At 55.1% G+C, this 12,451-nt stretch carries 10 protein-coding genes; 1 reads left to right on the forward strand and 9 read right to left on the reverse strand.

Annotation, left to right across the window (positions count from 1 at the left end; all coding sequences use genetic code 11):
* Nucleotides 1-171: 171 nt before the first annotated feature.
* From madM to QD228_RS07140, 4 genes are all read right to left on the reverse strand, one after another.
* Entirely contained in the window at nucleotides 172-933 is a 762-nt protein-coding gene (gene madM / locus QD228_RS07125; RefSeq protein ID WP_084208591.1) for a malonate transporter subunit MadM, read from the reverse strand.
* A 10-nt stretch (nucleotides 934-943) separates the two neighbouring features.
* Nucleotides 944-1,417 (reverse strand): malonate transporter subunit MadL, encoded by a 474-nt coding sequence (gene madL, locus QD228_RS07130; RefSeq protein ID WP_077376063.1) that lies wholly within the window; start codon nucleotides 1,415-1,417, stop codon nucleotides 944-946.
* A 322-nt stretch (nucleotides 1,418-1,739) separates the two neighbouring features.
* Nucleotides 1,740-3,299, reverse strand: a complete 1,560-nt coding sequence (locus tag QD228_RS07135; protein WP_279874921.1) for a malonyl-CoA synthase — start codon at nucleotides 3,297-3,299, stop codon at nucleotides 1,740-1,742.
* 181 nt (nucleotides 3,300-3,480) lie between these two features.
* Nucleotides 3,481-4,947 (reverse strand): malonyl-CoA decarboxylase, encoded by a 1,467-nt coding sequence (locus tag QD228_RS07140; RefSeq protein ID WP_347882126.1) that lies wholly within the window; start codon nucleotides 4,945-4,947, stop codon nucleotides 3,481-3,483.
* Nucleotides 4,948-5,367: 420 nt separating this feature from the next.
* Between QD228_RS07140 and QD228_RS07145 the strand changes: the two genes are divergently transcribed.
* Nucleotides 5,368-6,033 (forward strand): GntR family transcriptional regulator, encoded by a 666-nt coding sequence (locus QD228_RS07145; protein ID WP_279874923.1) that lies wholly within the window; start codon nucleotides 5,368-5,370, stop codon nucleotides 6,031-6,033.
* Nucleotides 6,034-6,411: 378 nt separating this feature from the next.
* Here the strand turns inward: QD228_RS07145 and QD228_RS07150 are convergent, their stop codons facing one another.
* From QD228_RS07150 to rihA, 5 genes are all read right to left on the reverse strand, one after another.
* Entirely contained in the window at nucleotides 6,412-7,455 is a 1,044-nt protein-coding gene (locus QD228_RS07150) for a hypothetical protein (protein WP_279874924.1), read from the reverse strand.
* A gap of 10 nt (nucleotides 7,456-7,465) precedes the next feature.
* Nucleotides 7,466-9,031 (reverse strand): AAA family ATPase, encoded by a 1,566-nt coding sequence (locus QD228_RS07155; protein ID WP_279874925.1) that lies wholly within the window; start codon nucleotides 9,029-9,031, stop codon nucleotides 7,466-7,468.
* A 259-nt stretch (nucleotides 9,032-9,290) separates the two neighbouring features.
* Nucleotides 9,291-9,518, reverse strand: coding sequence for a glutaredoxin family protein (locus tag QD228_RS07160; protein WP_279874926.1), 228 nt, complete (start codon nucleotides 9,516-9,518; stop codon nucleotides 9,291-9,293).
* Nucleotides 9,519-9,690: 172 nt separating this feature from the next.
* Entirely contained in the window at nucleotides 9,691-11,376 is a 1,686-nt protein-coding gene (locus tag QD228_RS07165; protein WP_279874927.1) for a GMC family oxidoreductase, read from the reverse strand.
* A gap of 16 nt (nucleotides 11,377-11,392) precedes the next feature.
* Complete coding sequence (gene rihA, locus QD228_RS07170) at nucleotides 11,393-12,328, reverse strand: pyrimidine-specific ribonucleoside hydrolase RihA (RefSeq protein WP_279874928.1); 936 nt, start codon at nucleotides 12,326-12,328, stop codon at nucleotides 11,393-11,395.
* Nucleotides 12,329-12,451 lie beyond the last annotated feature (123 nt).

Below are 12,451 nucleotides of genomic sequence, written 5' to 3' on the forward strand. Positions count from 1 at the left end.
CCGCCACGGTGTGGCCTGGGCAGTAAAGTGGAAAGTCGCATGGGCAGTAAACGACACGACGGCGGCATCAGCGTGGGACATGTATTGTCCTGACTGATGCCGCCGTCGTCTTGTTTAAGCGTTGCTTGTTCAGAGCGGTTTGTGTCATTGCCTCTCGTGTCAGCGCGATGCTTACATCACCGCACGTACCGCGAGGAACAGCACGGTCGGGGCGAGCAGGATGCCCAGGCCAGTGTAGAAGGTGGCGGTCATGGCACCGTAGGGCACCAGACGGGCATCGGTGGCGGCAAGGCCCGCCGCCACACCGCTGGTGGTGCCGATCAGGCCACCGAAGATCATCGCGGAGCGCGGATTGTCGAGCCCGATCAGACGCGCCGTCATCGGCGTGGCCACCATGGTCAGGATCGATTTCACCAGCCCGGCGGCGATCGACAGCGCGACCACTTCGGAGCTTGCGCCCAGCGTGGCACCGGTGACCGGGCCGACGATGTAGGTGACCGCGCCCGCACCGATGGTGGTGATATCGACAGGATCGGTATAGCCGAAGGCGATGGCGACGCCACCACCGGCGACGAAGGAGATCAGCACGCCGACGAACAGCGCGATGACACCCCGAAAGCCGGTCTGACGGATTTCCTTGAGATTGACCCCGTAGGCGGTGGCGATGATCGCGAGATCACGCAGCATGCCGCCCCCCATCAGGCCGAGTCCCGAGAACAGCGTGACATCCGAGAGCCCCTTGCTGCCGCCGGTGGTCGCGCCACCCACGTAGGCCAGCACCAGGCCGAGGATGATGGCGATGGCGGAGCCGTGCAGCTTGCCGCGTGTCAGGTTGTTGCTGATCCAGTAGGCGACATACATCGCCAGTCCGATCACGGCGAAGGCAGCGACCAGATGATACTTGTCGAACAGGTGGACGAGTGACTCGATCATGGGTCAGCCCTCAGTGTTTGTGAGCAGGAGTGGGGGAGGCATGGCGACTGCGATCCAGCACCGGGGCGCCTGTCGTCACTGAGGTTCTGGGGCGGTTCTCGTCGGGCAGGGGAGCCTCTTCCAGTGCGGTTTCCGGCCGCTTGCCGGTCAGCAGAGGAACGAGTGCAAGCCCCAGCACCACCGCCAGCACGCCCGCGACCAGCGCGACCATGCCGCCGCTGAAGGCCGCGACCACGTTCTGGCTGGCGGCCATCGCGACCACGATGGGGATGTACATCGCGTTCCAGAAATTGATGCCGCTGGAGGTGCTGTCGGCCATCTTGCCGCGGTCCTTCAGCACACCGGTGATGAAGATGAGCAGCAGCATGGCGATGCCGACACCGCCGAGATTGGAATCGATATTGAGCATTTCTCCGAGCAGATCACCGATCACGAGACCGGCCATCATGCACCCTGCCAGCAGGGCAACTCCGTAGATCACCATGGCGTATTACCTTTTTGTTGTTGTCTGTCGCGTTTTTTTGGCGTTGCTTGTGTTGTGGCGTTTCAGGTACCGCGAGAATTCAAGCGTGTTGCAGGCGTGAATCCTTGTCGGCAGATGGGCGAACAGCGAGTGTCCATCCCCTGCCGACATGTCAGGGTCTTGCGGGTCAATATCACTCGTCAGTTCAAGGGTGAGAGGGGCTACCGGCAGCGACGATTGGCGTGATCGGCTGCCGGCAGGTTCATGTTGCTTGATACCTCAAGCCGGTTGTCTCGATGAGCGTCTTGATGAATGACGAGATAGAGGCTCCGGTGGCTGTCGCTCAGCCGTGTGAGCGGGCCGGCTCAGGGGCGAACAGCTGTGCATATTCCTCGCGCAGCTGTTTCTTCTGCACCTTGCCCATCACGTTGCGCGGCAGGCCATCGATGAAGAACACGCGCTTGGGCTGCTTGTAGCGGGCGAGCTTGTCGCTGAGGGCGGCAAGCACCGCCGCTTCATCGAGACTGTCCTGGTGGCCGGCCTGCATGACCACCACCGCGCAGACACCTTCGCCGAAGTCCGGGTGGGGCACGCCGAACACCGCCGATTCGTTGACGCCGGGCATGTCATCGATCAGCAGCTCCACCTCCTTCGGGTAGATGTTGTAGCCGCCGGAGATGATCAGGTCCTTGTCACGGCCGCTGATGCACAGGTAGCCATCGGCATCGATATGACCGAGATCCCCGGTAATGAAGAAGCCATCCTCGCGGAACTCGCTGGCGGTCTTCTCCGGCATCTTCCAGTAGCCCTTGAAGACGTTGGCACCGCGCACCTCGATCAGCCCTGTCTCGCCACGCGGCAAGGTGGCACCTGTCTCGCGGTCGGTGATGCGGACTTCGCTGCCGGGCAGCGCCATGCCCACCGTGCCGGGACGCCGCTCGCCGTCGTAGGGGTTGGAGGTGTTCATGTTGGTCTCGGTCATGCCGTAGCGTTCGAGAATCGCGTGGCCGGTGCGTGCGCTGAATTCGCTGTGGGTCTCGCTGAGCAGCGGCGCGGAGCCGGAGACGAACAGCCGCATGCCGGCGGTCGTCTCGCGATTGAGGCGCTCGGATTCCAGCAGGCGGGTGTAGAAGGTCGGCACGCCCATCAGCACGCTGGAGCGTGGCATCAGATCCAGAATCTGCTCGGCATCGAACCTTGGCAGGAAGGTCATCGAGGCGCCCACCGTCAGCACGATATTGCAGGCCACGAACAGGCCGTGGGTGTGGAAGATGGGCAGGGCGTGGATCAGATGGTCATCACGGGTGAAGCGCCAGGTCTCGGCCAGCGCCTGACAGTTGGAGGCCAGATTGGCGTGGGTCAGCATCGCGCCCTTGCTGCGCCCGGTGGTGCCGGAGGTATAGAGGATGGCGGCGAGATCATCGGCGGCGCGTGGCTCGACTTCACTGCTTGCGCTGCACTGGCGGGCCTGCTCCATCAGGGTGCCGTCCTGCTCGGTGCCCAGACTCTCGACACGCGGCACATCACATTCCTTGCCCAGTGCGCGTGCCGTCTCCAGCACCTTGGGCTGGCAGACGTACAGGTGCGGCCCGGCGTCGCCCAGGAAGTAGCGGATCTCCTCGCCGGTGTAGGCGGTATTCAGCGGCAGATAGACCGCGCCGACCTGCAGGCAGGCCAGATACAGGATGACGGTCTCGCAGCTCTTGTCGATCTGCACCGCGACGCGGTCGCCCGGTGCCACGCCCAGCTCGCGTAGTGCGGTGGCCATCTGGCCGGCGGCGCTGCGTGCCTCGGCGAAGGTGTAGCCGTGGCCTTCGACGGTGTCGAGGAAGGTGGCATCCGGGCGCTCATCGAAGTTGCGCGCGAATTGCAGATAGAGGTTGTCGTGGTTGGCGTGAGGCATCGTTGGCTCCAATGGCGTTGTTCTTGTAATGAGGCGTTGTCTTGTCATGAGTCTTGTCTTGTCATGAGTCTTGTCTTGTCATGAGGCGTTGACGCAAGGCGACGTTCTGATCCGGCGTGCACCGGCAGGTGGCGTGCCTGCCGAGTGGCTCATTCTTCGAGTAGCTTATTCCTCGAGTGGCTTATTCCTCGAGTGATGGCGTTGGCTTGCTGTCGCTGGCATCCGTGGTCGATCTGGTCTCGGGGGGCTGCTCGGACGCTTTTGATGACAGAAGCTCGCTTTCCTTCCTGGCCTCGCGCTTCGGCGCCTTGGCCAGCTCCTTGTTGGCTTTCGATTCCTTCTTGACCTCACTGCTGCATACCACGCTGTCGTTGCGGCTGAAGGCCTCGTGGTTCTGCTCGATGCGGTGCGGCTCATAGAGGTAGTTGACCATCAGGCCGTGGGCCTGCTGGCGGCCATTGGGTGAGGTGTCACCCGGCCAGTTGAGGCGATGCAGGCTGGCACCGTTGCCGAGGTGGAAGCGAGCGACCGGGTCCATCGGCTGGCCGCTGCGGTGCTTGACGTTGACCAGGTAGTGGGCGGCGAGGGCACGCAGTTCCGGCGCCATCTTCTGCTGGGCCTCCTCGTCATTCATCCAGTCGTCGTGCTGCAGGTGATGGGCCAGCAGATCGGAGACTTCCAGGCCTTCCTCATCACGCGCGCGTGTCAGCCACTGACTGAAGCCGGGCACCGGCGAGAGGGTGACGAAGCGGCTGAGGTTGGGCAGTTCGCGTTGCAGCTCTTGCACCACCTGCTTGATCAAGAAGTTGCCGAACGAGATGCCTTTCAGGCCCTTCTGGCAATTGCTGATGCTGTAGAAGACGGCGGTGTCCGCCTCGCGTTCGGTGGTCTGGCCGCTGTTGGCGAGCAGATGCTGGATGTTGTTGGGCACGCCCTTGCACAGCGCCACCTCGACGAAGATCAGCGGCTCATCGCCGATGGCCGGGTGGAAGAAGGCGTAGCAGCGGCGGTCCTCGGGGTCGAGACGGCCGCGCAGGTCGCTCCAGTCCTGGATGGCGTGCACCGCCTCGTAGCGGATGATCTTCTCCAGCACCGCGGCGGGGGTGTTCCAGTCGATGGCCTCCAGCATCAGGAAGCCGCGATTGAACCAGGAGGCGAACAGATGCGCGAAGTCGGCATCCAGCGGTTTCAATTCCGGATGCTGCTTGATGAGCTTGAGCAGGTCGGCACGCATGCGCACGATTTCATAGGTGCCGCCGGGGCACAGGTTCAGGCGGCGCAGCAACGATTGGCGCCTGGGTTCACTGGCGGCGAACAGCGCACTGAGATTGGCGTTGTCCGGGGCGTCGCGATAGGCCGCGTAGGCAGCGTGAATGGCCGCTTCGTCGGCGGCGTAGTGCTCGGCCAGCAGCTGAAAGAAGGCGAGGCGCTGCTCGTGATCCAGCTGCTGATAATCCTCCAGCGCCCGCTGGGCCATCATGATGCGCGAGGCTTCACCGCTGCTCTCGGTGAGGTTGTGACAGCTCTCGGTCAGGCGGGCGAGGGCGGTGTCTTCATTGCCGGCGCCGGGCGAGAGGCCAACCTGCTGGCGGGCACGCTGGCCGACATGGGTCAGCAGATCCTGCAGAAAACTCAGATTGATGTTCATGGCGGCTCCTCAAGGCGCGGGACGAAGCGACGTGTTCACTGCTCAAGCTCTCAGTATGGCGTCTGAGGCTTAAATATTTGCGTCGTCTTGTTGTATACAACAGATAGGCGCATCGTGTGGTAGCGTCAAGGAATCCCATGCATGACTAGACTAAAGTCAGTTTCCTGCACGGCCACTTCCCTGTTCAATGAAGGCAGGAGAGCGAGGGCAGAATGCTGCGAGAACGGCGTGGTGCTGGGCGGGGTTGCGGTGAATCAATGACGGCTCATCAAGCATCATCGCAATGACGAGGCCATCGCGCTCGAGCTTGCAGGCTCTCGAGCTCTCAGGCTCTTCAGTGTTCCAGCGCTCAGGCTCACAGGGATTCAAGGGCCGCTTTCGAGAGAAGCGCCGTCAGGCCACAGTACAAGGACGACGATGATGATCAAGATGTCTCATGCGCAACGCCTGCGAGACCTGCTGGAAGATGCCATCGTCGAAGGGCGCTTCCCGCCGGGTACCAAGCTCGACCCCGAAGCGCTGGGCCGCGAGTATCAGTGTTCCCGCACCCCGATCCGCGAGGCGCTGCAGCAGTTGGCTGCCTCCGGCATGGTGAAGGTGGTGCCCAAGCGTGGCACCTTCGTGACGCAGCTGGGCGTCTCGGAGCTGGTGGAACGCTTTGAAGTCATGGCGGAACTGGAAGCCATGTGCGGCCGACTCGCCGCGCGGCGCATCACCACGCAGGAGCTTTCGGAACTCAAGGACGCCCACGCCGCCTGCCGAGAACGCCTGGAAGCCGACGACGCCAATGGCTACTACTACGAGAACGGCCTCTTTCATCACTGTCTCTATCGCGCCAGCCACAACGCCTTCCTCACCGAAGAAGCCACGCGTCTGCACGCTATCCTCAAGCCCTATCGCCGCCTGCAACTCCACGTCCGCCACCGCATGCACAGCTCCTATGCTGAACACGAAGCCATCGTCGCCGCCATCGAAGCCGGCGACGCCGCTGCTGCCGAGCAGGTACTGAAGGATCACGTGCATATCCAGGGGGAGAGGTTTACCGATCTAGTGGCGAATATTGAGCGGTTGCATGAACCTAACTAACCCCTGTTTACAATAATTCGAAATGATTAAGTATTATACAAAATTACAAATTGTTTTTAATGAATTAACTCTAAATCACGGCTGTTTTATTTTTGGGTGCATTGTGAATTTTCTATATTGTATGCTTATTTAATGCATCTGGTAAAGGTCACACTAATGATTTTGTAACATCTTGTCTCTGAACTGGAGTGTAAATACTACATCCTTTTATCAACTGATTAATCAATAGCGACTCTATTATTATTTGGTAATTATGTGTAGGGTCAAAGTATATCGTAATAGAGGATTATTGGCTTAAATCTATAGCTAGTATTATTACACAGATAAACCAGCACTCTTTTGTTTTTTGTTAAATGCTGGTTTACGCATGTGTTTCTTTTACTTTACTATTCTTTTGTTACATAACCCCCAAGACGCCACTAGTCTACCAATATCTAACCATTCTTTATCCTCATCAGGCTTTGTCATCTCGAGCATTTTATGAGGAGTATTTTTTTTCATATAATCTAATGCTTTTTTTGCTATGCCTGCTGGTAGCGGCTCACATATCCAAGTTTTTTTTATAGCTTTTGGCAGTCTTCCCCAGTAAATGCTATTGTAATCTTCATCATACTTAAGAGCTTGTTCAGTATATAAACCATTTTTATGGTCAAAGTAAGTCCTAAAGCCTGATCTTGTGAGTACATAAAACTTATCTGGTATATTTAAATGATGTTTAAAGGCAATCTCGTTAATAATGGATATCGGTATGATGTTTTCTATTTCACGACTTTCTAACACTTTTATAAGGTATTTTGTGTTGTCACTGTTAAAATGATCACTAAACCTATCTGCTGTACCTCCAAGTTTATCGTCAGGATGGTTTTTGTCGTTATCGAGGATACATAAAGTTAATTTTTCTTTTGATATAAGGCGGGTGAATAAGTCGAATGTAGTAGTTCCGCCACCATTTTGGTGGTCGAGATTTATATTATATATATTGCTGGATTTTATATGTACTAATATTGATTTTGCACTAATTTCATAAAGTTCAGCATCGTCAATATTCTCTACGAGGAGAGGTAACGGCTGCCATAAATATGATTCTAGCATCAATTGATAGCTTAGCTTAAGATGGTTCTCTGCGAATACACATACATCTTCATCATCAAAGGTTATGTGGATGTAATATTTAAGTTCTTCGCTTAAGTTTCTAGCCTCTCTTGAATATTGTTGCAGTTGAAATAGGGCGCGTTGCTGGTATGAATTAAAGCAATCTAGTTCAATCAACCTTTTTATTAAAGGCAAAGGCATCCAAACTAAATGGCTACCTTCAGCATAAGCTGTTATAGCGTTGCTAAGAACTCTTATTGTATTGACGCTGCAGTTATTAGTTTTGTCATTAGGATTTAGCTCTCCTGGATCATCAAACTTAATTAGCATTGTCTTCTCCTTAAGCAGATAAGAAGCCGGCAGGCCAGTTTGTGAGATAACCCTCAGAATCAAATCCAGATGACTCAGTAATAGTCGTACCTTGTAAGTCCTTGCTAAACAAGGTTATTGTTATGTTGTCGCTAGATATTTTTCCTTCACTTATTGAGTCACCTAAGCCATCAATTATATGATTGCTATGTGTTTCGAATATAAATCTGATGCTTTTATCACCTAGCATAGAGGATAAGTTAGCTATAGCTCGCGCGAATTTGTATTGTAACATCGGATGAAGGTGTAGCTCTGGTTGCTCAATCACAATTAAACTATTTTTGTTACTGTTCCGACGAACCTTTCTTGATGTGCTATTTTGATTCTCTCTTTCGAGCCATACTGAAACTACTATAGGCAATATTTGTGAATATCCAAATCCCATATCACTAATGTTGAAGTAGTCTTGGCTATCCTCCTCTTTGATTTTTATGGCATAGTGAGAGCCTGATTCTGATATATCAAGAGAAAATCCAAAATTATCCTTCGTCCATTTAGTTAGCTTGTTTTTCTGGTTTTTGCTAAGTGAGCTTAAAATCATAGGTAAATTTGAACCAAGATGATCAATTTCATCAATCTGGAGGTCTTGGTAGCGATAATACCTTTCTGCAGCTGCTCTTATAGGCCCCATGTACCTTACGCCTGAGAAAAAATCTGCGAGTACATTATTTGACATTTTAACTATATGTTGTACATGGCAGGCTATATTATGTAGGTGTACTGTTTCAGTAAATTCTTCTTCCTTGCCTTTAATGTTTTTAATGAACTGTTTATTGCTGGAGAATTCTTTTTTAAAAAACTCGTAACACGACTTTCTGCTCATAAGAGACATGCGATTTATGATATCCATAACTGAATCGCTTTGCTTATTCTTATGATGAAATTGCATTATATACTTGCATAGTGAAGCTTTCACCTCTTCAGGCATATAAGTGTTCGAAAACCTTGAAGCTAAGTCGTTAGTGTTATGATAGAGGTTAGGTAAAATGCTCCCTGGGTATAAGCCATACTCACACGAGAATTCTTCAACTAAGTTGAGATTAGCGTTACTAGCTATTAAACGAGTTATTTTGTCACCTTGTAGATTTATATTTAACTTTGAGTTCTCTATTGAAATAAATACTGAGCTTGCGGAAGATTTGTTCTGTTCATTTTTAACGCCGATACTAATCATTGCATCGGAATGAAATTTGCTCTGCTTAAATACTATCAGTCCACTGCTAGTGGTGAATTCTCGATAACTTTCGTGCTGATTATGGATTTCTATATTGAAATCGAAGTAAATTTCTTCTGCTTTGTTGTTTATGTTTACAGCTGACTTAAAGTCACCAAAGTCTACATAATTCCCATACCACAATATTGGGCCCTTGGTTTTTTCTTCTATTGATTGTCTAAGTAATGGAAAAAGTCGGGCGAATGTACTTTTTCCTGAACTGTTTTTACCGACATAAACATTAATGTCGTTAATTGGTATGAATTTTGAGTTATTGCCAAAACTACGTAAGTTACGTATTCTTATTGAATTAATCGTGCTCATTAAAATTTCTCTGTATACGGTGTAAAATGTGAGATGGGTTTGAAAATCGATCTCGTTATAAATTATAGTTTGTTATTATTGTTGTATGTAATATCAAGTCATTTTGCTATGGTATTAATTAGGCGTTTACTGAGGCCTGATATAGGTTACGAGCATTAGGTGTTTTGGCTGGCTATTATTAATTAGTGGCTGTCATTTGTCTAGATGTTTTCACTATATGGCCAATAAAGACTCTATCCCACTGCTTAGAATGCCTCACTCAACCCTTATACAGCTGATTGAATCCTTTGACGCTGAACCCCTTCAAGAACTGATCACCAATCTTCAGGACCGGCACGCTGCGAAAGCCGGTCTTGGCGAATTCCTTCTGTCCCGTGGGGGATCGGACATCCACCAGGCGGAAGCCGATCTTCTGCTGCTCGAGATACTGCTTGGCTGTCTGGCAGTGCGGGCAGTTCGCCATGCTGAAGAGTGACACCCGTTTCATTGCTGTTGCTCCCGTGTTGATCGATCCCGCGCGTTGTAGGCACCTGGCCTGAGACGCTGGCGGGCAATGATACCAGCCGTCGCTTTCTCTCTACACCAGCGCTTCGTGCGCCAGCACCTGCTTGCACCAGTACTTCCTGCACCAGTACTTCCCACACCGGGCGTTGTGAAGATCAGTCCTTGCGCGGGATATGGCTCATCGCATGTTCCGCCAGGGCGGTGATGGTCAGGCTGGGATTGACGCCCAGGTTGGCGGCGAGCATCGAGCTGTCACAGATCAGCATGTTGCGGTAATGGAAGACGCGATTCTGGCCATCGCAGACGCCGTCCTCGGGGGAGGCCGCCATGGCCGCGCCGCCCATGCAGTGCGCTGTGGTGGGGATGTTGAAGAGTATCTCGGGGATGCTGCTGCCGGGGATGGCGCCGATGGCCTTGGCGCCACGCGTGACGAAGTCATTCGCCTCGGGGATGAAGGTGGGAATGCGCTTGCCCTCGGTGACCAGCGCCTTGCGAAATGGCCAGTACCACAGGCGTTTGAGTGTCATGTCGAGGTGGCCCTCCGCCGTCTGCATGCACAGGAAGATGATGGTCTCCTTCGCGAAGCCCCACGGCAGCTGGAATCTCAGCGCGCGCAGTGGATTGGCGAGGAAGAGCTTCGCCATCGCGCTCAGCCAGGAAAAAGGGCGTGTCCAGCTGGGCTTGCCCCTGGCCATCGCGGTGAACAGCAGCCCCATGAAATCGGAGCCCGCCGGATAGCGCGTGGCTTCGATATGGGTGTGCTCATCGATATGGATGCCGGAGCCGATAGCGATGCCCCGGGACATGTCATCGGGACTGTCCGGCATGCGACAGCTGATCAAGGACTCCGCATTGGTGCGCACCCGCTTGCCCAGCGCATCCGAGAGGTTCGGCAATGAGCCCTTGTCCTTGAGGCGGAACAGCAACTCCTGGGTACCGAGCGACGAGCCAGCGAAGACGATGGACTGACAGGTGACACGGCGCTTGCCCAGGCCAAGATAGAGCCCGGCGAAGGTGGAGGGCACCGTCGTCACCGCATAGCCATCGGCCCCGTCCGTCTTGCCATTGAGCGGCACGACATCGATCACCTTGGTCTCGGCTTGCACCTTGGCGCCGTGCTTCTCGGCCAGATACAGGTAGTTCCTGTCGAGTGTGTTCTTGGCGCCATGACGGCAACCCATCATGCAGCCGCCACAGCCGATGCAGCTTTTTCGTTCAGGCCCTTCACCAGCAAAGTAGGGGTCTGGATGGGGGCTGCCGGCGGCGGGCGTGCCGCTTTCGCCCTCGGGGCCGAAGAAGATGCCGACCTCGGTGGGGTACCAGGTGTCCTCACAGCCGGCGACCGCCGCCATGCGTTTCAGGGCGTCATCCGCCGGTGCGATGATCCGATTGGTCGTCACGCCGAGCATCTTCTGCGCCGTGGCGTAATGCTCTGGCATCACCGCATGCCAGTCATTGAGCCCCGCCCACTGGCCGTTGTCCCAGATCTTGGCAGGCGGCACCAGCAGTGTCTGCGCATAGGTGATGGAGCCGCCGCCCACCGCGTTGCCATGCAGCACGATGACGTGACGGAAGAAGCTCATGGTGAAGAAGCCGCGCAGTCCCAGCATCGGCCGCCACAGCCAGCGGCTCAGACGCCAGTTGGAGCGGGGCATGTTGTCCGGCGTCCAGCGCTTGCCCTGTTCCATGACAGCCACGCGATAGCCTTTCTCGGTCAGGCGATGCGCGCACACCGAGCCGCCAAAGCCCGAGCCCACGATCAGGTAGTCGTAGTCGTGGTCGTGGTCGTGGTCGTGCTCTTGTGGAGCAGTGGCACTGGCGTGGCGATCAGCGGTAGTCATCGATAGTCATCGGTAGTCATTGATAGTGCTTGAGCTGTTGCGCGATCAGGTCAACGAAACCCTGGCGGTCGATATCGAACAGCACCCTGGCGTTGTGTGGCTTGCCGGTGAGCTGGTAACGGTCGACCACCGTCATGCCCTGGGTATGCTCGCCCTGTGTCTCGACCCCGACCCAGCACTCGACAGCGGTGAACAGCTCAGGCTTCAGCAGCCAGGCGATGGTGCAGGGGTCATGCAATGGCGCACCGCTGAAGCCCCACTTGGGGTCACGGTGGTAGATCATGAAGAAGTCGAGCAGCTCGGCGACACACTGGGCGACGGGATTGTCGATGGCGCGAATACGCTCGATGTCCTCATCCATGATCTGCGCCTGATGGGTGACATCCAGCCCGCACATCACGATGGGCAGGCCGGACTTGAACACCATGTCGGCGGCTTCGGGGTCGACGAAGATGTTGAACTCGGCGGCGGGGGTCCAGTTGCCGACACCTGCCGCACCCCCCATCAGCACGATGCTGTCGATCTTGTGGTGTAGCTCCGGATGGGCTGAGAGAAACAGCGCGATATTGGTCAGCGGGCCGGAGGGCACCAGCGTGACCTTCTGCTCACAGGCATGGACCTTCTCGGCCATCAGCTCGATGGCGCTCTGGGTGACGGGAGCGAAGGCGGGGTCCGGCAGTTTGGGGCCATCCAGGCCACTTTCGCCATGCACGTTGTCGGCGATGATCAGCTCACGCGCCAGCGGTTTCGGCGCGCCACCGGCGACCGGAATGTCATGCCGCCGCAGCAGGGTGAGCACGCGCAGCGCATTGTTGAGGGTCTTGTCAGGCGTCTGATTGCCGGCGCTGGTGGTGACGGCCAGTACGTCGAGCGCGTCTGAACTCAGGGCCAGAATCAGCGAGATGGCATCGTCGTGGCCGGGATCACAATCGAGAATGATGGGGCGCGGCATGCAGCAGTCCTTGTCGTGAGTCGTATTGTTGTCGTGACTTGCCTCAATCAGCCTTTCCTTTATGCCTGAACGCAAAACGACACGCCATCCTTGCGAAGGGCGTGTCGTCTGTCCGTTCATGGC

The organism is Cobetia sp. 3AK, from assembly GCF_029846335.1.
In the GTDB taxonomy this organism is placed as follows: domain Bacteria; phylum Pseudomonadota; class Gammaproteobacteria; order Pseudomonadales; family Halomonadaceae; genus Cobetia; species Cobetia marina.